A 23,373-nucleotide genomic window follows, 5' to 3' on the forward strand; every position below is an offset into this window, starting at 1 on the left:
CTGTTAGCCATCTGATGGCCCCATGAGCGCCATCAGATGTTGACAGAGATTTTAGAAGAGATAACTCGCAACCCAGAAGTAGGCGTTTTTCGCCCACTGGGTCGACTGCTCAAACAGCTACGCCCAAGCAGCCCCGACAACCTTGATGACATCAATAAATCCTTTGGTGCTCTGCTGGAGCTGCTCAGTCGTCGCCCCGAATTACGCGCCGGCCTTCAGCGCTATATCGATACACTCTTGGCCGGTCGTCGCCAAATTAATCTTTATACCGACACCGGCATTCTGAGCAGCGAAGGCTTATCGGCGGGCTTTTGGCGGCGCATTGGCGAGCATATTTTGCCGCCCGTTAGCGACGACAAATATCTCGATGAGGCCTTCGCGCGCTTGATTCGTCGCGGTCGTGATGCCGACTGGATTGAAGCTGTACCTGATGAACTGTGGGCTAGCGTGTTTGAAATGCTGCTTTCTGGGTCACACCCGAAAGCAGTGCTACGCCATACTCGTCTTGAGCAGCTTGATGCCTTACGCGTGCTCGCGCATCGAGTTTGCGCAATGGGTCTTGAGCCTGAGCTTGTGCGAAAATATCCTGCCGTGGAGTCCTTTGAGTCGCCGTTTATGGCGCTCAGCAACGAAACCGAGCGCTTTGTTAGGCATCAGCGCGAGCTGCTACAAGAGCTTCGTGAGGACGGCATCGACCATCGCCAGATGCAAGTTTTGATGGATCAATGCCTTGAGCTCACACGCAAAGTTAAGCGCTTAACTGAACAAAATGGCGTCAGCATTAGCCTGACCTATCTTATCGTGCGCATGAAGCAAGCACTGGCACGCATGGAGCTGCTATTAGATTTTATTGCCGGCGACACCGCATCACACCCGTTGCTCCTTGCTAAGTTTGTCAAACAAATGAGCCGCAGCGAGGCCGACAGCCACAGCCTGCGAGCGCTGCTCTCGCGCAACACCGAACTGCTCGCGCGCAACGTCACCGAACACGCCAGCGAAACCGGCGACCACTACGTCACATCTACGCGTGCAGGCTTTTTTGACATGTGGCGCTCAGCCGGTCGTGCCGGCGTGATTGTTGCATTTATGGCGCTGCTGAAGATTTTCTCTACTCGTCTCGCTCTAGCGCCGCTAGGGCAAGCATTTATTTACAGTCTTAACTACTCGTTTGGCTTCATGCTTATTCACGTGCTGCACGGCACTATTGCCACCAAGCAGCCGGCAATGACTGCTTCGCATCTGGCTTCAAGTGTTGAGCAAATCAGTACACACCGCCCAGAGAAACATCTCGGCGACCTCGCGAAGCTGTGCATAGATGTGTTTCGTAGTCAGTTCATTGCCATTATTGGCAACGTCGGCGTCGCCTTTCCGATTGCGCTTGCCGTCGGCATGATGTGGCAATGGTTCGGTCACTTCCCCATCAGCCCAGCCAAAGCTGATCATTTGCTACATGACCTTAGCCCGATTGATAGCCTCGCTATTTTTCACGCAGCTATTGCCGGATTTTTCCTATTTTTGTCGGGGATTATTTCCGGCTATTACGACAATAAAGCGGTCTACTCTCGCATCCCCGAACGCATTACGGCGCATCGTGCTTTGCGCTGGATGTCGCGACAGCGCCGCGAACGTATCACAAAGTATCTGCACCATAACCTAGGCGCTTTAGCCGGCAACTTCTACTTCGGCATCATGCTCGGCAGCATGGGCACTGTCGGCTTTTTATTCGGGCTACCCTTAGATATTCGCCATATCGCCTTCTCTACCGCCAACTTCGCCTACGCCTTAGTAGCTTTCGACTTCGCCTTGAGCTGGCAAGTAATAGTGGTTAGCAGTGTTGGCATTGCCATCATCGGTCTGGTGAACTTGGGCGTAAGCTTCAGCTTGGCGTTGATGTTGGCGCTGAAGTCTCGCGGCGTGAAGTTTCGCCTTTGGTGGCCTCTGCTAAAGGAGATTTTGCAGCAATTGAAGCAGCGGCCAATGACCTTGCTCTGGCCTGTTAAAGTCGTTGAAAACAACTAGTTTTTAAGCAGAAAAAAGCCCGCAGATGCGGGCTTTTTGCTTATCTACACCCTTTACCTACTCGGTAGTGAGGGCAAGCTAGGGATAGGAACAACAAGCGGAATCAATGGAATCCGTATGGTATTGGCATAGGCATCACCGACATTCTTCGGTTGCGCAGTCGGCACCATAATCTGCCATTGAGTGCCGTCTACTTCAGTTGTAGACAGTGGCAAGAAGGCGTTATCGCTGTCATGAGTGACGAAGTAATGAATGCCATTGGCACCATAAGCACCTTGGCGCTCATCGCATGTCACCTTGCCATCCCCATTTAAGTCTTTGTACGCATTCACCACACGTGGGTCAGATGAATCCTCGCCGGGGAATGGACGTGCGACAGGATCATCGCCGGTGCCATCATCAAGACAGGCATCATCACGATAAAATGGCACAACCAATGGATTGGCTAATGACGTAGCCCCTGTCATCTGGAAGGTATAGACCATAGAGCCACTATCACCCTTGCCAGATATTTGCTCCCAGTTACTAAAGGCTAAAGGCAGATTAAATGTAGCATCGGCAACATCTAAAAATAGCGGGCAGCGACCATTGGCATTCGGCGGTTTAGGACCATCAACCGTGATGCATTGGTTAACAAATGGTATCGGCGCGATAGCATCGATCTGACCGATATCATCGTTTATGCCATCGATAGGCACGCCTTGTGGGCGCAGCACTGTGTAGTAGCGGCCAGCCTTCACGCCAGCAGCACGCTCCGCCGCCGTTGGGATCATCGCACTACGATTGTAGTCCCAGCTAGTGTAGAGGCCATCGGGAGGAATCGGATGCACACGAATGAGGTAACGATAACTAATGGCATCACGATAAAACACTTCGGTTTTCGTTACGTTAGTACCTGAGTCAGCCCCCCAAACCTCACGCATACAGCGCACAGGCCCGCAACGCTCACCCAAGATCACGGAGTTAGCTTCCCAGTTCACTTGCTCATCTTCGAAGCCAACCAAAGAAATAGTTGAGTCCGGTGACTGCTGAAAAGCCCTACCTTTCCAACGATCGATAAGGTCAGGCCGTGAGTCTTTGATAGTCGTCCAGTCTGGCTTCGCTGTACCTGGCGCCTTGATACGGATATCGCGCACCATCCAACGCCCTGTAGCCTCCCAACGATAAGTATCGGTGGACACTACTACGCCATCACGAGCAAAACGGTCATCAGACTCTTTCGCCGTTTCTGGGCTGCCATTTGGGCAAACCTTACCTTTTAGGTTTTGGCCATAACTAGTATTGCTAACACCTAGAGCTTCAGGATCATCTCGATTAAAAAAGCTCTTATCGATCCACTGATCAGCATTTTCGTTGCGCTTGAACTTAACGTAATGCTGGCCCTTGAATGAAGACCCACCTTCTTTTTGCACAAGGTAAACCACACGCTCAGCAACAGGATCAGCAACATCCATCAGTCGCACCATCTGTGTCTTCTTCACGCCCGATGGCAGTGCACCTGGAGGTGCCATTTTGCCGGCATCGCTGGCCATAAAGACCACTTCATCATCCATGTCCAAACCAGGAACTGGGTCTTTTTTGGGATCTTCGTACACTGCGTTGCAGACGTTAGGATTAATTTTTGTCGTGTTATTTTTCTCTTCACGATCATCCACAGGGTTCCAACGTTCAATATCCCAAGCATAGGTAAGCTCAGGGTCGGTGCCTGAGTAGACAGAGAATGTTGATCCCGAGTTTGCCAAGAAGAAGGTAAATTTCTCATCAACTTGTACTGGTATTTCTTCGAAACCCGAACCATTCCATTTGTAAGCAGCAATCTCTTCAACCGGTACTAATACAGGGACTTGCGCCTCTGGAATGATGGGATAAATAAACACGCCGTTATGCGCATCTCGGACCTCACCGATACGCAATGGATCGCGCAGAACATTGAGTGCCGACAATGCCTCTGTTTCTGCAGACTGCCCGGTAATATTTGCCCCTGATGGATAAGGAAAGCCTTGGCCAACGGCTGGCAATGTAGACCAACCGAGCAACTGAGCACCTTTCATCACCACCGCCTCTGTATGACGAGCTGGCTTTATGCTGGTTAGCGCCGTGATAGGGTCATCCTGCAGACCAATAAAGCGGCCAACACCATCCATAAATCGATCGAAAATAGCGACTGGGTCGCTACCGGCACCGGCGGCGCTGCTGCCAGCGGCGATCAAGCTGTCATCGCCAGCCAACACACTAGCAAAGCTCTCTCCTAGACCCGTCATAGCGGCAATAAATTGCTCGCCTGCAGTCGCTGGATCTCCACTCAACAAAGCCATTAGCGCGTTGTTAAGAGAGGCAGTGAACTTAGCAATAGCACCGATAATACCGGTGCCGTAGTCAGGCTCGTAATCGCTTACAACAATGGGAGGTTCACCGCCATCTGAGCCCGGAACAAGCGCAGGAGCATCGCCAGTAAACGGTTGCTCTTGGCCATCTGTCATCGGGCAGTTAGCAGGCAAGCTCAGCAAATCGGTGTAAATAATACGGCCATCCGTACGCATGAATCGGGCCTTTTGGCAGCGCGCACTGATGCTGTTACGTGGGTACTCATGCGGATCCTCACCGGCAAACGGAGGCGTATTGTCAGCAGGTGGTGTCGGAGTTTTGCCACCGTCATAGACAATCATGGCCGACCCCATGCCATCGCCATAGCCAGCTTTCGACGGCATGCTCAATGGCAAGCCGAAGTATGGCTCGGTATCGGGGTAGCGATCAGCCAAGAAGGCATTGCGATCGATAACACAAAAGCTAACATCACCCGCAGCACACTTAGCTACGCGCTGATAATAAACATCAACGTTGTCGGCACCGATCGTTCGCGCCATGACCTCAGCAGTAGTCATGCTGACCTGATGATCGCCAAATGCTGGGTGCAGCAAGACATTTTTGGGAGGCAATGGCTGACCATCAAGATCAGGAAGTGTGTGATTAGGCTCACCCAAGGTAATGGGCTGACCATCGAGCATGACAGTACTCACGCCATCGCCTAAATGCTGGGCGTAGCCATTGTTCTCAGCACGATCCCACAACATCTGCACCAGCCCTAAAGTCAGCTGCTGATCAATGGTGTTGGGATAGGATGGGTAATACACACGCGCATAGCCATCGAAGTCGACACTTCGCTGCAAGAGCGTGCTGTAGTTCATACCGGGCACGCCAAGCGCGCCGCGATGGATATCAGGTGACACCGCCACAACTACGCCGCCATCGATACCACCTTGGCTATTACCATCGTAGAAAATATCCCGGTTATCGATTAATGGTCGGCCATCAGGTGCCTGGAAAGCCGCGTCTGTAATCAAACCATTAGGGTCTTTGAGCAATCGCCCCATGGCGACAAACTGCAAGATGCCCTGCTGCACACGATCAGATAAAGTCGGGAAGCTCGACATATCTAGCAGCAGCGTGAGGGCATTGATGACATCGCCAACGCCGGACATGCCAACCCAATCAAGCGCGCAGAACGTGTAGTTATGCTCATTGCTGAAGCGTCTCAGCTGGCCTTGCCCAACTTCACTTTGGCTGCCAAACAAGCCGTGACCATAGAGCGACACTCGAGAAGGCCGCACATCATAGCTGGCATTATCATCGGCAGTCGTGCTGCCACTAAACGCCGCGCGCGGAATATGGCAGGTAAATGGCACATCCACAGTCGGCTGAAGCGGGAATGGCTTTGGCACGTCATATGGGCCAGGGAAGGGGTTTTCTATACCGTAATAGAAACGTCCGCCAATTTGCCGGTCAAGCGTCCCAGAGCCTAAGTCACTAGTACTTAGCGGGCCCAAAGGTAGATTCGGCAAAGCACTTAACTGATCGGCTGGAAGTTGCGCCTTGTCGATAAAGTTAGGCACGGTAATTTTGCCTTTAATCACACGGGCAATGCAGTTATCCGTGTTGCCCGCCGTGGTGCAGTCATCTTTACCGGCATTAAAGGCATTGTCTTGCACGCTATCGATAGCGAAGCTGGGCAGCTTACCTTTAAGGGTGGCATCACGTATCGCTAGCATACGTCCAGTTAGGCTACGCTCACTGGCCACTGTGAAGTCCCAAGCGCTATACAGCGTTTCACGCTCAATTGCTGCCTCACTTTCAAGCTCAGCAAAAATAGCGTCAAGCTCACCGCAACGCTTACCCACAACAGGAATAGCACGAAGAGGGCTATCGCTAGTATCTCGGCAGAGAGAGAAACCTGCTGTTGAAGCAATGACATCACCATTTGCGTCTCTTAAGTCACGCAGAGCCACTATGTAGCGGTGCCCTTCCTCAAAGTTAATGCCTGGGCGAATCATTAATGCTGGCCCTGGATCACTTGTTGGATCAACACCATCCACTAGTGACACTAGTGGTTTAGCCGCACCATTACAGCCATCGCGGAAGGTTTGAATTGCAGATGCCAACTCGGCAGAGTCTGCCAACTCAGCCACAGTCTGCACAGGCCCAGGCAAATCACAGGGCGTATAACGCGTACGATTATTATCAATTTCCGCCCAAACGAGATGGCGCTTTTTAGCCGTCGCATCCCAAATAATGATTGCGGAGTTAGCACGCAGGCTATTTGACATCGCCTGTGCTGCGACATCAGAAGCCTGCCCTGCACCTGGCTTACCAAGGCGAGGAACTGGCCGTAAACGCGCAGTTTGGTCCAAGTCCAAGCCCGGTACGCGCAATAAAATTGCTTGCCCTGGCGAGAAGCCATCTGCTCGATTCTGATCACTGACATCAACAGGGCGGCCAGCAATATTGCGCGGCGGCGCTAGCGGATTGATATTGACCTGAATGCCGGTGTCATTACTCGCCACAGCCTTAGTGAAATGATTGTTAGGGAATGGCAACAAGCAAGCGGCAGGGTCAATAAAGTCACAGCCTGCAGCTTGGGCCTTTAAGATTTCCGGCAATAGCGTTAACTCTGCTGGCGCTGCCAATGAGGGAGCAGATGGATCGCCACCATCGCCAGGCACGCCTGGAAAAGCCGGAACATCTGGAATGACTGCAAACAGCTCAGCCAATCCATCAAAAACAATACACGCTGGGCTTAATGGGCCCGCCACTTCATGGCAGCCATCAGCAACGGTTTCTGCTAGATCACCAAAAGTACTAGAAAGGCCTAGAAGCTGCATGAATCGATCCAGACCAATACCGAGGATGCAAGAGCCGAAATCCCAAGCAATCGCACAATCTGTAAGCGCTGGAGGTAGGTTACGTGGATCGGTTGGCGCCACATCAAAGAGCGGGTTATAAGCCTGCAGGCGCAATAAAGGTGCTGTCAGTGGCCCTAAAGAAACAATTTCCTCATAGCCAACAACATCCCCCGTAGGGTCGACATAGCTAAACTCATCCTCAGGAATAATGTAGCCAAAACTATTTTGCGTCAGCCCCAGCAGCATGGTTTGCGTCTTCAGCGGTTCCCCGTCAGGAGAGTCCTCCGCCAAGCCACGAATATAACGACCAAAACTACCGGTCGCCTCACCAGGGATGGTGACAATCTCTAGGCGGTTCTGTAGCGGGTTAGCCGAGTTTTTAGTACCCAGACTGACACGACTGACATATGTACGCGCCATGGGTGCTGGCTGTGGCAGCTGGTTTTGCACACCCTCAAAGGCCTCAATAATCGCGGCTGGAATTTGATCTAGCCCCGGGATATCACTGAAAGGTAGTTGGCTAAATTGATAGTAACCGTTGAACTGACCTATCAGGCCTACGCCCAGAAACAAGGGGTTGGTGACAGGCAAGATGGCTTCAGCGCTACGTGCCTCCAGCACAGGATCAATGGCAACAGCACTAGCAGCCAAATCATTAAGTGCTGCATCGACAAGGTTCTTGCCTCGAGCACGCACGCGATCATAAACGGTATCGCCAGTGGCACCATCAGTTGAGCCACTGGGTGAAGCGTCAGCAATTGGGCCATTAAAATATAGCGCCGTACCTTGGAAGCGTGCCTCTAACTCGCGCGTTGAACCCAACGGATAATCTGGGTGCGGTAAACGCAGCACTTCTCCCTCGCCGCCAGGGATTTTATAGTCATTTGCACCGACACTAGTGGGGTGAGCCGAGTACTGCATCATGCTCGCCAATAGCCTACTGCTAGCCGGCTCCGCATCATCAGCCTTTGCCATCAACAAGGTGGCAATTTTGTCGGTCTGATGATGTTTGGCATCACGATATTGCGGACGACGATAGTTATTAAACTGCACTGTTTTACGCGACATAGACAGCTGCGCGGGCCGTGACTGCGCAATCGCCTCAATCGTTGAGGCAGCAGCACCGGCGAGCAACTTCTCATTAATCCACTCACGCGGCACACCACCCCACAAGCCCTGCAAGTCGGCTCCGGCATGCGTATGAGTCTGACCAAACAAGACATTGCGCGGCAGAATGCAAGCACCTGCGTCACAGCTGGCCTTATTTACTGCTGCACGCATAGCATCTTGAATTAAGTTACCGGCACCAATGGCATCTAGCGTGACAAAGGCCACACGCTCATTCGACTTCGGATCAAGAATAACCATGACTCGAACCGAGATTTCATCATCACAATGTAGCTCGGTACGCTTCGCTGCGGTCAACTCATGACTAAAACAAGAAGCTCCCGCTGGCGCATTAGAAATGGATACTGGTGCATCACCAAAGGTGAGCTCAGGAATAGGACCATAGCCTGGCACTAGCTGAAATGGACCAAATCCATAACCACCTAAATGGAAGCGCTGAAGGCGCTCGCCACCTTGATAAGCCTCCATTTGACCTGCCACCTGCTCATCCGTCGGCGCTACTGAACGCGATGCTGCACCAACTTGCAGCAGCCTGGCCTCTTCATCATTTTTGATGGTAATAACTTGGCTGCTAGTGCCTAATCGCGCACCACTGACACTGTTCAAAACCACCGTCAGTGTCTCATCGCGCTCCTCATAGGCATCGCCGCGAATAGTGATTGGCAGCAAGCCTTTTGTCGCACCGGCAGGGATAGTCACTTGCGAGTTTTGCACTGGATCAAAGTCGCGACGTTGGCCCTGGCTAGTGGCAGAGCCATCCTCAAGTGAGTACGTCAGCGTAATCGCTTGGGTACTGGCCTCACTCAGCTGTGCAATCACATTAACCAGTTTCAGCCCAGAGTCGCCTTCATCTACTGGCTCTAGCGGCAGTAAACTCAGGTTTGGAAGCGCCGCATTGTCATCATCAATGATCGTGATGCGAGCTGCCGTTCGCGCCAGAGTGGCATTTGTTGGGCTACTGAGCAGAAGCGAAAATGTTTCATTCGCCTCCACAATGTCATCACCTAAAATACGCACAACAATGCTGGCGGAGCTAGCATTCGCAGGGAAATGCACGAGCTGATCTAACGCCACGTAATCAGCACCAGCTGTCGCCGTATCGTCGGCTCGTGACAACACACTCACTCGCACCGAACTAGGCAGCGATACATCACCACTACGCTGAAGCGTAAATGTTTCGTTACGCTCCGTGTCGCCCTCGGTAATCGAGCGATCAGTCAACGTAATAGTCGGTGCAACGGCTATTGGCGGCTGATCCAAAATACTAATAATTGCTTCACCAGCAGCAATATCTGCATTGCTCGCCTCACTCAGACGTAGCGTAAATGTTTCCGTCGGCTCACTGATCGCATCGGCATTAATAGTGACGTTAAACGACTGCGTCAGGACACCTGCGGGGAAGCTTAATAGTTGATTGACCGCCAGATAGTCTGTGCCTGCCTCGGCGCTACCATTTTCACTTTTCACGCGCACGGTTACCGCACTATTGGCAGCACCAGAGCGAGTGACAGTCACTAGCAGAGGCGCAGTACCACTTTCAGGCTCTTGAATGCTGCCATCAGCAATACTCAATTGCGAACGACTTGTAGCCACATCATCATTGGCAATAGTCACTCGCACTGGCGAGCCGATAATTTGTGCTTGCGGGCTCACGCTGGTGATATCGATCAGGAAGGTTTCATCATTCTCAACGGCGTCATCGGCAACAATTTTCAGTGGCACTAAAATCGACGTGTCATTTGCGGGGATGATCACCTCGCGATTAATCGCCTCATAATCACTAGGGGCCAGCGCACTACCCTCATCGCGACTCACCAAACGAATGCTTACCGCTTGATCCAGTGCACCTTGGCGCTCAATCCGCAACATCGCCTGAGTAAAGCCTCCGCCACTGCCTTCATTGACCAGTAGGGGCTGCGCCGAAATACGCAAAGGTGTCGCCACCGTATCATCATCACGGAGAGTGACCCGTATTGAGTCACGAACCAGTGTTAAGCCCGTAGCTTGACTGAGCTTAACGGTGAAAAACTCATCATCCTCAGGAGCAATATCGCCCAAAATGGTGATGGCGAGTGTTTGATTACGTGTTCCTGCAGGAAACGTTATGACCCCTGCAGCATCAACAAAATCATCGCCCGCAGTAGCTGTTGCTGCTTGAGTCGTATAGGCGAATGACACAGGCACAGCCGAAGTGCTCGACAAGGTAAATGTCATGCTGATGACATGACTGCTATTACCCTCAAGAATACTGATATCGCCAGCCGATAAAGCAGGCGTATTACCGTCACAAATACCATCTGGTGTGCGGCCCTCAGCCACGTCTTGCTCACTACAAGCCAAGTGCGCTTTAGCCACTTCGGCATCGACTAAAGCTCGGCCTTTCTCAGACAAATACGTAGTAATTGCGGGGTTATTAGCAGCAAAGCTATCCGGCTCTACAGCCAAGTTTAGGGCAATATTTCGCTCGGCCAACGCCGCACTCGCTTCGCGAATATCCAAGCCATTAGCTGAGTTGCCATCGGCATCTAGCGACTGCAGTAAGCGTGAAAAGTTAACGACCCGATTGTCATTGCTCGATGCCAGTTCGGCCGTGGAGGCGAAAATAAATCGCGGGTTCATTTGAGGCAGCGCTAGCGCCTCAGGCAAATCCACTCCAGCAAAAGAAAAGGTAATACGCTCGCCAGAACGATAAGTGAATATGCCGCCCGTATCAGTGATACCACTTTGGGTTGAGGTGCGGTAAGCAATGCCTTCCACCGTACTGTCATACACCATGCCAGTTTGTATTTCAGAGCCGCTAGGAGGAGATGAAACGCTATTTGGTGCACTATCGCAGGCAGATAGCAGTGCTGTGACTGCCGAGAGAATAAGAAGCTGCCGAATGACCATAGCTATCACCTTTGGCGCCCTGGAAGGCCGCTCTATTTTTATTATGAGTATGAAACTTATTTCTTATATTCAAATACTGTCACTAAAGTTACACAACTGCAACAGATTATATCAGACATGTAAGCTTGCACATCTAGTACAAAATACAGGCAATAAAAAGCCCGCAGATGCGGGCTTTTTAATCACTTCACGTTAGCTAATCAGTGCAACAGTTTATGACCACCACTGTCATCGCCAAGAAAGCTGATGCGATCATCGTCGAAAAGATTCATATCAGGCGCCAAAATACGAATATACCTATCAAAGTAAAGCATTTGCTTCAGCAACAGAGCGAAGGCACGAGGGAAGCGAATGCCGTGGCGCTCACCAACAGCGACAATCTCCAGCATGAGCTTATTGATCTCGTTGTCATTAGCCATGGCACCGCCAATGCTTAAGGGGTCAACCGTGGTTGCGGCGCCGTAAATAGCCTCAAGGTCTAGCGCAAGTTGGGCGTTATCGACCTTGCGTTTGGTCATGCCAATCAATGCCATGCTCTCGGCCATTTTCTTAAAGTCGCCATCGCCTAATGACTCGATGAATGCCATCGTCGCCGTCCAGGTATCGGGCGCAATACGACCCACGATGCCGAAGTCGATAAAGCCAAGGCGGCCATCGGTGAGCACCATGAGGTTGCCGGCGTGCAAGTCGGCGTGGAAACTTTCACAGAGCATCAGACTAGAAAACCACGTGTTGAGCGCAGCCACTAATGTGCCTGCTGGGTCACGCGTATATTTGCGAATGGTTTCAAGATCGGTCAATGGCACGCCATAGAAACGCTCCATAGTCAGCACGCGCAGGCTTGATGCCTCGGGATAAATCCGTGGCGCAGTCGCCTGCGTATTGCCCGTAGCCTCTAAGTAAGCGCGGAACTGCTCAACGTTGCGCGCCTCCTTATAAAAGTCGACCTCTTCCATCATGCAGCCTTGAATTTCACTGACGATACCTGACAGCGAAGCAAATTTCAGTTTTGGTAGCACGCGCTCTAATAGCAGCGCGGTGACGTATAAAAAGTTCAGGTCGGTGAGCAGAACCTGTTCAACACCGGGCTTCTGAATCTTGATCACCACCGACTCACCGGTAATCAGTTTCGCGGCATGAACTTGGGCAATTGACGCCGATGCCAGCGGAATCTCATCGACTTCGCTGAAGACTTCGTGCATTGGGCGCTTGAGTTCGCGCTCTAACACATCACGCATAATCTCAAACGATAGCGGCTCAGTTTTATCTAAGCAATGCTGAAATTCAGTGACGTATTCGGCGGGAAACAATGACGGCGAGCTAGCAATAAACTGACCCAATTTCACGTAAGTTGCGCCCAGTCGCTCGAAGGTTAGGCGCAGCACACGCGGCGTAGGCAAGCGGTCACCGGTCGCCCAAGCAAATCCCGTTGCGGCAATAATCGAGGTCGTTTGACCAATTCGAAACACGCCTTTTAAGGCATGGCGCCAGCTCGCATAAGGGTTCATGTCACATCACTCCGAAAACAAATTACGTAGAAGAACACACGGGACAAGCCACATCACGCGGGATGCGCAGTGTGCGCATGTTCGCCTGATGGCCATCCCACAACAACAACTTACCGCAGAGATTGCTACCAACTCCTGCGATTAGCTTCAAAATTTCATTGGCTTGTAAGCTGCCCATTACCGCCACGGTGCTCGCCATAACGCCGACATCGTTGCAGGTCTGCTCGGCATCGAGGCTGTCTGGATAAAGACAGCGATAGCATGGCGACTTAGCATCACGGGCATCAAACACACTGAGCTGACCCTGCCAGGCAATGGCCGCTGCCGACACTACCGGCACTTGCGCCGACCACGCGCTAGCGTTGATAAGATCTCGCGTACTGAAATTATCGCAGCAATCGGCCACCACTGCGACCTCCGGCATCCATCGTGCGAGCAGGGCGGCGTCGGCTCTCGCGGCCACAGTCACAATCTCTACCAATGGGTTTAACGCCTTTAGCGAGGCTGCGGCTGACTCGACTTTTAAGCGGCCAACATCGGCTTCACCGTGCAAGGGTTGGCGCTGCAAATTACTGATATCGACACGGTCGTCATCGAGCAAAATTAAACGACCAACGCCTGCAGCGGCAAGGTATTGCGCCACAGGGCAGCCAAGGCCGCCAAGGCCTAGCACCAATACGGTGGCGGCACGCAGCTTCTGTTGCGCGGCGATATCCCAGCTCGGCAATAGAATTTGCCGATGGTAGCGCAGCAGTTCGGCATCGCTTAGCTCATGCGTCATCATCTGATACTCCAGTCCAACGCCCGCCAGTCACGCGCTCATTACCGCCAAAATCCCGCGTCGAGCAAACATCGACAAAGCCTGCTTGCTGCAACAACTCGCGTACTGCTGCTGCTTGATCGTGGCCATGCTCGAGCAATAAATATCCATTCATGCTCAGATGCTTCGGCGCCTGCCTGATGATTTCGCGTAAGTCGGCAAGGCCGAAATCGGCCGCCGCCAAGGCCTGTATTGGTTCGAACTTCAGCGCTGCCAAGTGCGGGTCATCCTCGGCAATATACGGTGGGTTACTAACAATGACATCGAAGCGATCACCAGCAAATGCGCTAAACCAATCACTCTCACGGCAACTCAGCGCCAAGCTCAATCGTGCGGCATTTGTCTGCGCCACAGCCACCGCCAAGGCACTGCGATCGGCCGCAAACACCTGCGCTTGCCGGCGCTCATGCGCAATGGCCAAAGCAATAGCGCCGGAACCAGTGCCCAGATCTAAGACACGAACAGCGCCAGTGCTAGCAATACGTAATAGCGCTTGCTCGACCAAACATTCGGTATCGGCACGCGGCACTAAAATGCCCGGTGCTACTTGAAGCGATAATGACCAAAACTCTTGCTCACCGTGCAAATAGGCCAAAGGTTCACCGGCGGCGCGCCTCGCCAACCACGCATCCGCCCGCGCTAGCTCATCAGTGCTCAAACAAGCATCAGGCCAAGTTAAAAGCCAAGCATGCGTCTTCCCGATGGCGGCCAGCAAGACCGAGCTGGCCTCGCGGCGCGCACTCACGGCATCGCCGCTAACTGGCTGCCACGCCAAGCTTTGTGCCAATGTCGCCGTCGCAGCTTTAAGCCATTGCTCGAGAGTTATAGTTGCTGCGCTATTGCTAGGCATTGCGTTGTGGAGATTCATCGACAGGTGGAAATGGCGGTAATTGAGTCAAGCCTACAATGAGTATCTTGCTCAATGATCGGATCACAAAGTCTCTGCCATAGCGGCCAACTGATCGGCTTGATGCTCAGTCGCCAATGCATTCAGCAGCTCAGTTAAATCGCCATTCATGATCTCATCGAGACGATATAGCGTGAGGTTGATGCGGTGATCGCTCATGCGGCCTTGCGGAAAATTATAGGTGCGAATGCGCTCAGAACGATCACCGCTGCCGACAAGATCACGGCGCATGGTTGACGAGGCCAACTGCGCCTCAGCCTGCTGCGCCGCATGCAGCTTTGCCGATAATAACGACAGTGCGCGGGCTTTATTTTTGTGCTGCGAGCGCTCATCTTGGCACTCAACCACCACACCCGTTGGAATGTGCGTTACGCGCACCGCCGAATCGGTTTTGTTGATGTGCTGCCCGCCAGCACCACTGGCGCGATAAGTATCGATGCGCAAGTCACCGGCATTAATCTCGATGGCTTCCAGCTCTGGCGCTTCCGGCATCACCGCCACGGTGCAAGCCGAAGTGTGCACGCGGCCTTGTGATTCAGTTGCAGGCACACGCTGCACGCGGTGCGCACCAGACTCAAACTTCAAAGAGGCATAAACGGACTCGCCAGAGACGCGCGAAATCACTTCTTTATAGCCGCCATGCTCGCCCTCGTTACTAGAGACAATCTCGATCCGCCAACCTTGGCGCTCGGCAAAGCGGCTATACATACGAAATAAATCGCCGGCAAAAATCGCGGCCTCATCGCCACCGGTACCAGCGCGAACCTCGAGCCACACATTGCCATTGTCATTGGGATCGCGTGGCACCATCAGACGCTGTAAATCTTCGCTGATGCGGACTAATTCGGCATCCATATCGGCAATGTCCATTTCCGCTAATTCACGAAAATCTGGATCCGATAGTAATGCTTTGGCATCGGCGCGTTGCTGCTCGGCACGGCGATACGCTGCTAGTGCGGCCACCACGGGCTCAAGCTCAGCATGCTCGCGCGAGAGTTTACGAAACTGGTTTTGATCAGCAATGACACCAGCATCGGACAAGAGCGCATTCAGCTCTTCAAAGCGTTCGGCAAGCTGATCAAGACGGGAAAGTAGTGCTGCTTTCATGAGTTAGATGCAGTCTCTGGCGAATTAACAGGAGTATCTTCAGGTTTCACGCCCATAGCCTGCGCTACTAGCTGCAAGCCCTCAGCGTTATTGCTAGCCGCAAGCTGGCGCAAACTGACAGTCGGCGCGTGCAACCACTTATTCATTAGGGTGTGCTGCAAACGCGCCAATACGGCTTCAGGGTCGGCGCCTCGGCGCAGCTGCTCTAAAGCTTTTTGGCGCTCAATATCGGCCATATCGGCGGCGCGTCCGCGCACTTGGCGAATTAGCGCCACGGCAGTTTCAGCCACGCGTTGCTGCTCTGCAAACTGCTGCACATGTTGGTCAATCAAGCGCTCGGCGTCGACAGCAGCTGCTTGCCGGTTACGCCAACCAGTATCGATGACCGATTGCAGGTCATCCACGGTATATAAAAAAACATCATCGAGTTCGGCCACCGATGGTTCGATATCACGCGGCACAGCGATGTCGATCAGCAGCATTGGCTGTTGGCGCCGCTCTTTCAACGCCTGCTTGACCATGGCGCGAGTAATAACCGCCTCACTGCTGCCGGTGCAGCTAATCACCACGCCTGCACGAGCTAGAGCATCTTGTAGGCACGACCATGGCATGGCTTCGGCGTCAACGTCTTGCGCCACTACCTCGGCATTTGCCAAGGTACGATTAACAATCATCAGCTCTGCCACGCCCTGCTCGCGCAGATGCTTGGCGACTAAAGCGTTCATTTCGCCAGCACCAACCAAGAGCGTGGGTGTTTGCGCCAATGACTCAAATACTTGGCGCGCTAAGGTGACAGCGGCAAAACCAATGGAAACAGGACTAGCACCAAGCGCGGTCTTACTTCGCACAGCTTTGGCGGCAGCGAATGTGCCTTGAAATAGCTTGTCTAGCGCGCCGCCAGCTGTACCAGCAGCAATCGCCTCGCTCCAGGCTGTTTTCATTTGGCCGAAAATTTGTGGCTCGCCGAGCACCATCGAGTCCAGCCCAGAGGCCACACGCATGGCGTGGCGCATCGCAGCCTCGCCCTCGTGGACATACCAAACGGCGTCAAGTTCAGCATCGCTAATGCCGCGCGACTCAGTCAGCCATTGCCGTACGGCTTGCATGCGCTCGGGATCAGCCGCGCCATAGAACTCGGTGCGATTACACGTCGACAAGATCGCGACCTCATCGAGGCCAGCGAATTGGCGGGCATCACGCAAGGCTTGACCCAACGCCTCCGGCGCAAACGCCGCGCGCTCACGTAGGGCGACCGATGCCGTCTTGTGATTAATGCCGAATGCCAACAGCGCCATGCCGAACCCTGAGCCGGATACCCCGGAAAATAGCCACAAATTGTGAGGGATAGCGCGTTTAAAGACAAATGTTACGGGCTCACCCGACGCAAAGCCTTTTTGCTACCATCGACGCCTACCTAAAGCCTTAGAGGCGTGCCGCAGATGATAGCCTTGAACTTTTCCCGCTCTGCACTATTTACGCTAATAGCGGCCGCCCTGCTTTCAGGTTGCGTTACTCGCGGCCCAGTCGTGGTGGCGCCAGAGGTAATAGAAGCAGCCGCTAGTGCCCGCGGCCTGACGCAATGGCAAGCAGAAGGCAAAGCCGGCGTGACATTTTTGGGCAATAGCATCACCGCGACATATAACTGGAAGCGCACCGGCAAAGACTTCGACGCCAGCGCCGCCGGACCGCTAAACCAGGGCTACACCACGCTCACCGGCCGCGATGGCAACTTAGTTTTAGATAATGGCTGGCTAGGCCGCCACGAGTCCGATCGCCCCGACCTGCTAACGCAGGCAATTACCGGCGTACCGTTGCCAATCGATCTACTCAACGACTGGCTCAGCGGCTGGCCACAAGATCCGCTCACTACCATCACCACGCTTAGCGGCGAGGCTGGTGTGCGCGAGTTCCAAGAGCATGGCTGGAATATCCGCGTACTCAGCGAGCAAGTGCAAGATGGCTATCGCATCCCGCAACGATTGCTGCTGACTCAGGGCAAAAATCGTATTTTGCTATTTATTCAGCGCTGGCAGGCGAAAGCCTCAGCATGAGCGCGCACGAAATAACACTGCCTGCACCGGCGAAACTGAACCTATTTCTGCACATTACCGGCCGCCGTGATGATGGCTATCACACCTTACAAACAGCGTTTCAATTCATCGACAGTGCCGACATATTGCATTTTTCACTACGCCACGATGGCCAATTAACGCTATCTCCCGACATCGATGGTGTTTTAAGTGCCGATAATTTGATCATTCGCGCCGCCACTGCGCTGCGTGAAGCCACCAATTGCACCCTTGGCGCCAATATAAGGCTCGATAAACGCCTACCCATGGGCGGCGGCTTAGGTGGCGGCTCATCCGATGCAGCGACTACGCTATTGGCGCTAAACACACTTTGGGAAACTCAGCTCAACCTCAATGAATTAGCGGCTTTAGGCCTAAAACTTGGCGCCGACGTGCCAGTTTTTGTGCATGGTCATGCGGCCTGGGCAGAAGGTGTTGGCGAGCTACTCACGGCTATCGAGCCCGATGAACCGTGGTATGTCGTGCTCACGCCCGAGGCGCATGTATCAACAGCAGAAGCTTTTCGCCATCCCCTGTTGACTCGACATAGCGAGGCCATTAAACTGCGCGACCTCAACGCAGGGGTCACTCGAAACGACTTCGAAAAAGTTGTCAGAACCTTGGCTCCTGCTGTAGATGAAGCGTTACATTGGCTGACTCAGCATGGTGTGGCGAAAATGACAGGCACTGGTGCTTGTGTTTTCCTCGCCTGTTCCAGTCAAGGTCAGGCTGCTGATATACTCAGCGCCAGTCCAGTCAACGGCTTTATCTGCCGAGGCCAAAATCGATCGTCGGCGCATACAGCGCTCGATCATTGGCTTCGGATGCATCGAATATAGGGGCGTCGCCAAGCGGTAAGGCAGCGGGTTTTGATCCCGCCATGCGTTGGTTCGAATCCAGCCGCCCCTGCCATCTCTCTCAGGCTGAGTTGACTGGAATCATGCCCAATCTCGTCGTATTCACCGGCAACGCCAACCCTGAGCTTGCGCGTAAAGTCGTTAATCATCTGCATATCCCTCTGGGCCTCGCTCACGTTGGTACATTTTCCGATGGCGAAATCGCTGTTGAGATCAATGACAATGTTCGTGGCAAAGATGTGTTCATCTTGCAATCGACTTGCGCACCAACCAACGACAATCTGATGGAATTGATTGTCATGGCCGATGCTCTGCGTCGCGCCAGTGCCGGCCGCATCACCGCCGTCATCCCCTATTTCGGTTATGCCCGCCAAGATCGCCGCGTGCGTTCGGCGCGTGTACCCATCACAGCAAAAGTAGTTGCTGACATGCTCACCACTGTCGGTATCGACCGCGTGCTGACTGTCGACCTACACGCTGATCAAATTCAAGGCTTCTTCGATATCCCAGTCGACAATATCTACGGCTCACCCGTATTAGTCGCCGATATCGAACGCCAGAACTACAAAAACCTCGTCATCGTGTCTCCAGATGTTGGTGGTGTAGTTCGTGCTCGCGCCGTCGCCAAACAGCTCGACGATGCCGACTTAGCCATCATCGATAAGCGCCGCCCGAAAGCCAATGAGTCGCAAGTAATGCACATCATTGGCGAAGTTAAAGGCCGCGACTGCATAATTGTTGATGACATGGTCGACACCGCCGGCACATTGTGCAAAGCCGCTGCGGCTCTGAAAGAGAATGGCGCCAACCGCGTTGTTGCCTACAGCACCCATGCGATTTTGTCAGGCCCAGCCATCGACAATATCAATAAGTCGCAGCTAGATGAGCTAGTCGTCACCGACACCATCCCGCTGTCAGATGCTGCATTGGCTTGTGGCCGTATTCGTCAGTTGTCGTTATCCGCGCTGCTTGCAGAAACCCTGCGCCGCATCAATAACGAAGAATCCATTAGCGCCATGTTTGAGTTGTTTTAAGCACGGCAAACCCTATTTGTAGCGTGTTGCTACAAGCCCTGTGAGTTATCACAGGTTATTTGCATTGAGCTGGTCGCAAGCTCAGTGCCTTACGGAGTACAGAAAATGTCCGCAGCAACTTTTACGCTTGATGCGCAAAACCGGACTCTCGAAGGGAAAGGTGCGAGCCGCCGCCTTCGTCGTTTGGAAGCCCGCGTCCCCGCGGTTATTTATGGTGGCGAAGCTGCCGCTCAGTCGATCAGCATTGAGCTGCGTCAGCTAGTTAAAGCACTGGAAAACGAAGCGTTTTATTCGCACGTGCTAACCATCACTGTTGATGGCAAAGCCGAGAAAGTCGTGATTAAAGCACTGCAACGCCACCCAGTGAAAAGCACACCGATGCACGCAGACTTCTTGCGCGTCGATGCGAAACAAAAACTGACCATGCGCGTTCCTCTGCACTTCACCAACCAAGATACATGCGTTGGCGTGAAGCAAGATGGTGGTGAAATCACTCACTACATCAACGACGTGGAAGTTAGCTGCTTACCAGGCAGCCTGCCTGAGTTCATCGAAGTCGATATGGCTGCCGTGGCTCTTGGTACAACTCTGCATTTGTCCAACTTGGTATTGCCAAAAGGCGTGGAAATTCTCGCTTTGGCATTGGGTCACGACCATGACCAACCAGTTGCCAACGTGCACGCGCCAAAAGTGGCTGCCGCTTCTGAAGATGACGCTGCACCTGAAGCTGCGCCCGAAGCCGAGTAATCTTTCTCCGGCTGTGATAGAAAAGCGGGGCTTTATGCCCCGTTTTTCTTTTATTGCCCTAAAGATGCTGAAACATGACTGCCTTACGCCTATTAGTTGGCCTCGCCAACCCCGGTGCACAATACGCACAAACTCGCCACAATGCTGGCGCGTGGTTTATTGAGCGTTTAGCCGAGCAACACCGCACATCACTAAGCCCCGATGCCAAAGCATTTGGACTAACTGCGCGCGTGAGCATTGCTGGCGAAGATGTACGGCTGCTCATCCCCACCACTTTCATGAATCGCTCGGGCCAAGCTGTTGCTGCGCTCGCGAATTTTTACAAACTCACGCCAGCCGAAATCTTAATCGCCCACGATGAGCTCGATATCGCTCCAGGGCAGATACGCCTGAAAACTGGCGGTGGTCATGGCGGTCACAACGGCCTGCGCGATAGCATTGCCTCGCTGGGCAACCAAGCCGGCTTTCATCGCTTGCGCGTCGGCATTGGCCATCCTGGCAATAGCAGTCAAGTCACTGGCTTTGTTTTAGGCCGCGCACCGCAATCAGAACAATCACTCATCGATCAAGCCCTCGATGAGGCCTTACGCTGCACCGAATTGATGGTCACTGGCGACATCGCCAAGGCCATGAACCGAATAAACGGCTTTAAAATCGACACTAATTGAATTGACGCGCGAGTGCGCAGAGGAAGCATCATGGGATTTAATTGCGGCATTGTTGGTCTACCCAATGTGGGCAAATCTACCCTTTTCAACGCGCTAACTAAGGCCGGCATTGCCGCGGAAAACTTTCCGTTTTGCACCATCGAGCCAAACACCGGCGTAGTACCCATGCCCGACCCTCGCCTCGATGCCTTAGCGGAAATCGTTAAGCCTGAGCGCGTCATTCCAACTAGCATGGAGTTCGTCGACATCGCCGGCCTCGTTGCTGGCGCGTCCAAAGGTGAAGGCCTAGGCAACCAGTTTTTAGGCAATATCCGCAGCACCGATGCCATCGCTCACGTGGTGCGCTGCTTTATTGATGACAATGTCATTCACGTTTCTAACCGCGTCAGCCCTATCGATGACATCGAAGTGATTAACACCGAACTTGCTTTGGCCGACCTTGATGCTGTCGAAAAGGCCATGCTGCGTGTGACCAAGCAAGCCAAAAGCGGCGATAAAGAGTCGATTGCGCTGAAGGCCGTGCTAGAAAAAATCAAACCCGCGCTCGATGAGGGCCTGCCCGTGCGCAGCGTCGACCTCAGTGTGGAAGAGCTGTTAACCATTCGCTCATATGGCTTCTTAACGCTGAAGCCCACGATGTATATCGCCAACGTTAGCGAAGATGGTTTCGACAACAACCCCATGCTCGACCAGGTTCGCGAGTTAGCGGCTAAAGAAAATGCGGTGGTCGTGCCTATTTGCAACAAATTAGAATCCGAAATTGCCGAGCTAGACGAGGAAGATAAAATCGCTTTCTTGGCTGATTTAGGCATGGAAGAACCGGGCTTGAACCGCGTCATTCGTGCTGGTTATGGCCTGCTTAGCTTACAAACCTACTTCACCGCCGGCGTGAAAGAGGTTCGCGCGTGGACCATTCCGTTAAAATGCACGGCGCCGAAAGCCGCTAGCGCCATCCATACCGACTTCGAAAAAGGCTTTATTCGTGCCGAAGTTATTGGCTATGAAGACTTCATCGCCTATCGCGGCGAAGCTGGAGCAAAAGAGGCTGGCAAATGGCGTTTAGAAGGCAAAGAATATTTGGTTAAAGATGGCGATGTGATGCATTTCCGCTTCAACGTTTAAATGCTCTACAAGCCGTAGCAGTTCATGCGGCTCGCAATACAAAAAAGCCTCGGTTTTCACACCGAGGCTTTTTTGTTAGACCAGGCAAGCAAATACTTACTTGCTTGGTCGTGCCAACCATTCATGGCCTTTTAGCATCAAATTCCAATACACCATCGGCAGTATTGTCGCCTTCAGGAACCATTGACTGCGACGAGGCACTGCGGGATCCAATGGGAAGGTCGGCAATAGTTTTCCACCAAAACCAAACTCAGCCATCACCACTTTGCCTTTTTCCACGGTTAATGGGCAGGCGCCATAGCCATCATAAAGTGTCGACAACGGCTTACCAACGCGAAGAGCCAGTAGATTTTCTGCCACGATAACGATCTGCTTACGAACCGCCGCCATAGTTTTAGCGTTTGGTGCAGAGCAGGCATCACCAAGTGAGAATACATTGGCAAATCGCTGGCTTTGCAGGGTGTGCTGATCCACTTCACACCAGCCAGCAGCATTGGCTAGAGGGCTGTTGCGCACAACATCGGGTGAGCGCTGTGGCGGCACGGCGTGGAGCATATCGAAGCGCTTCTCCACGCGTGTGACTTCGCCATCAGCCCCAGTCACATCAAACCATGCGGTTTTAGCAGGACCATCTACTTTCACTAGCTGATGATTAAATGCCAAGTCGATGCCATAGCGCTCAACATATTGCATCAAAGGCGGGACAAACGTAGCAACACCAAAAAGCACAGCGCCGGCATTACAAAACTCCACCTTGATATTCGCTAAGCGGCCTTGCTTGAGCCAATGGTCGCAGGACAAATACATGGCTTTTTGCGGAGCCCCCGCACACTTAATAGGCATCGATGGCTGGCTGAAGATCGCGGTACCGCCCTTCAACTCCTGCACCAACTCCCAAGTGTAGGGCGCTAAATCGAAGCGATAGTTTGAAGTCACACCATTAGCGCCTAGTGTTTCCTCCAGGCCTTCAATACCAGCCCAGTGCAGCTCTAGGCCGGGGCACACAATCAGCTGCTGATAGCTAACTTCGCGGCCATCCGCCAGCGCCACGCGATTGCAGTCTGGAATAAAGCGCGAGGCAGCGGCTTGTAACCACTGCACACCCTTCGGTATGACCGACGCCGTGGTGCGTTCAGTATCTGCACTGTCATATGCGCCGCCACCGACTAATGTCCATGCGGGCTGATAATAGTGTGATTCGCTAGGTTCAATAATCGCGATACTCAATGATGAGTCGCGCTTCAATAAGCTGGCGGCAACACCGATACCGCCAGAGCCGCCACCGACGATGACCACATCAAAATCGGCTGAAATCGTGGCT

At 53.0% G+C, this 23,373-nt stretch carries 14 protein-coding genes and 1 tRNA gene; 8 read left to right on the top strand and 7 right to left on the bottom strand.

The genetic code is table 11. The features are described from left to right. Positions 1 to 36: 36 nt before the first annotated feature. Complete coding sequence (locus AC3DKE_RS04770; RefSeq protein WP_411729917.1) at positions 37 to 2,019, top strand: site-specific recombinase; 1,983 nt, start codon at positions 37 to 39, stop codon at positions 2,017 to 2,019. A 53-nt stretch (positions 2,020 to 2,072) separates the two neighbouring features. Here the strand turns inward: AC3DKE_RS04770 and AC3DKE_RS04775 are convergent, their stop codons facing one another. From AC3DKE_RS04775 to hemA, 6 genes are all read right to left on the bottom strand, one after another. Beyond that, positions 2,073 to 11,213 carry a Calx-beta domain-containing protein gene (locus AC3DKE_RS04775; protein WP_487990159.1) on the bottom strand — a complete coding sequence of 3,047 codons (9,141 nt, stop codon included), beginning with the start codon at positions 11,211 to 11,213 and terminating at the stop codon, positions 2,073 to 2,075. A gap of 200 nt (positions 11,214 to 11,413) precedes the next feature. Beyond that, the gene (locus AC3DKE_RS04780) at positions 11,414 to 12,721 is read right to left on the bottom strand and encodes an ABC1 kinase family protein (RefSeq protein ID WP_379072359.1); all 1,308 of its coding nucleotides are present in this window, start codon (positions 12,719 to 12,721) and stop codon (positions 11,414 to 11,416) included. A gap of 22 nt (positions 12,722 to 12,743) precedes the next feature. After that, positions 12,744 to 13,505: a HesA/MoeB/ThiF family protein gene (locus tag AC3DKE_RS04785; RefSeq protein WP_484216818.1), complete on the bottom strand. Its 762-nt coding sequence runs from the start codon at positions 13,503 to 13,505 to the stop codon at positions 12,744 to 12,746. Then, on the bottom strand, positions 13,492 to 14,409 hold the full coding sequence (gene prmC / locus AC3DKE_RS04790) for a peptide chain release factor N(5)-glutamine methyltransferase (protein ID WP_487990160.1): 918 nt from the start codon (positions 14,407 to 14,409) through the stop codon (positions 13,492 to 13,494). The genes AC3DKE_RS04785 and prmC overlap by 14 nt, the downstream gene beginning before the upstream one ends. Positions 14,410 to 14,472: 63 nt before the next feature. Continuing rightward, the gene (prfA, locus tag AC3DKE_RS04795) at positions 14,473 to 15,555 is read right to left on the bottom strand and encodes a peptide chain release factor 1 (protein WP_379072350.1); all 1,083 of its coding nucleotides are present in this window, start codon (positions 15,553 to 15,555) and stop codon (positions 14,473 to 14,475) included. Then, on the bottom strand, positions 15,552 to 16,850 hold the full coding sequence (gene hemA / locus AC3DKE_RS04800) for a glutamyl-tRNA reductase (protein WP_411729920.1): 1,299 nt from the start codon (positions 16,848 to 16,850) through the stop codon (positions 15,552 to 15,554). The genes prfA and hemA overlap by 4 nt, the downstream gene beginning before the upstream one ends. A 144-nt stretch (positions 16,851 to 16,994) precedes the next feature. Here hemA and lolB point away from each other — a divergent pair, with 144 nt between their 5' ends. From lolB to ychF, 7 genes are all read left to right on the top strand, one after another. After that, a complete protein-coding gene (gene lolB, locus AC3DKE_RS04805; protein ID WP_487990161.1) occupies positions 16,995 to 17,606 on the top strand; it encodes a lipoprotein insertase outer membrane protein LolB in 612 nt (203 codons plus the stop codon). Beyond that, positions 17,603 to 18,463, top strand: a complete 861-nt coding sequence (gene ispE / locus AC3DKE_RS04810) for a 4-(cytidine 5'-diphospho)-2-C-methyl-D-erythritol kinase (RefSeq protein WP_379072341.1) — start codon at positions 17,603 to 17,605, stop codon at positions 18,461 to 18,463. The genes lolB and ispE overlap by 4 nt, the downstream gene beginning before the upstream one ends. Beyond that, positions 18,462 to 18,536, top strand: a tRNA-Gln gene (locus AC3DKE_RS04815). The genes ispE and AC3DKE_RS04815 overlap by 2 nt, the downstream gene beginning before the upstream one ends. A 28-nt stretch (positions 18,537 to 18,564) precedes the next feature. Beyond that, the gene (locus AC3DKE_RS04820) at positions 18,565 to 19,515 is read left to right on the top strand and encodes a ribose-phosphate diphosphokinase (RefSeq protein ID WP_379072441.1); all 951 of its coding nucleotides are present in this window, start codon (positions 18,565 to 18,567) and stop codon (positions 19,513 to 19,515) included. 105 nt (positions 19,516 to 19,620) lie between these two features. Continuing rightward, complete coding sequence (locus tag AC3DKE_RS04825; protein ID WP_379072338.1) at positions 19,621 to 20,262, top strand: 50S ribosomal protein L25/general stress protein Ctc; 642 nt, start codon at positions 19,621 to 19,623, stop codon at positions 20,260 to 20,262. 74 nt (positions 20,263 to 20,336) lie between these two features. Next, positions 20,337 to 20,930, top strand: coding sequence for an aminoacyl-tRNA hydrolase (pth, locus tag AC3DKE_RS04830; RefSeq protein ID WP_379072335.1), 594 nt, complete (start codon positions 20,337 to 20,339; stop codon positions 20,928 to 20,930). Positions 20,931 to 20,960: 30 nt separating this feature from the next. After that, positions 20,961 to 22,052 (top strand): redox-regulated ATPase YchF, encoded by a 1,092-nt coding sequence (ychF, locus tag AC3DKE_RS04835; protein ID WP_379072332.1) that lies wholly within the window; start codon positions 20,961 to 20,963, stop codon positions 22,050 to 22,052. 96 nt (positions 22,053 to 22,148) lie between these two features. Here ychF and AC3DKE_RS04840 read toward each other — a convergent pair. Continuing rightward, on the bottom strand, positions 22,149 to 23,373 hold a 1,225-nt coding region (locus AC3DKE_RS04840; RefSeq protein WP_487990162.1), incomplete at its 5' end, for an NAD(P)/FAD-dependent oxidoreductase.

It is taken from the genome of Paraperlucidibaca sp., from assembly GCF_982810325.1.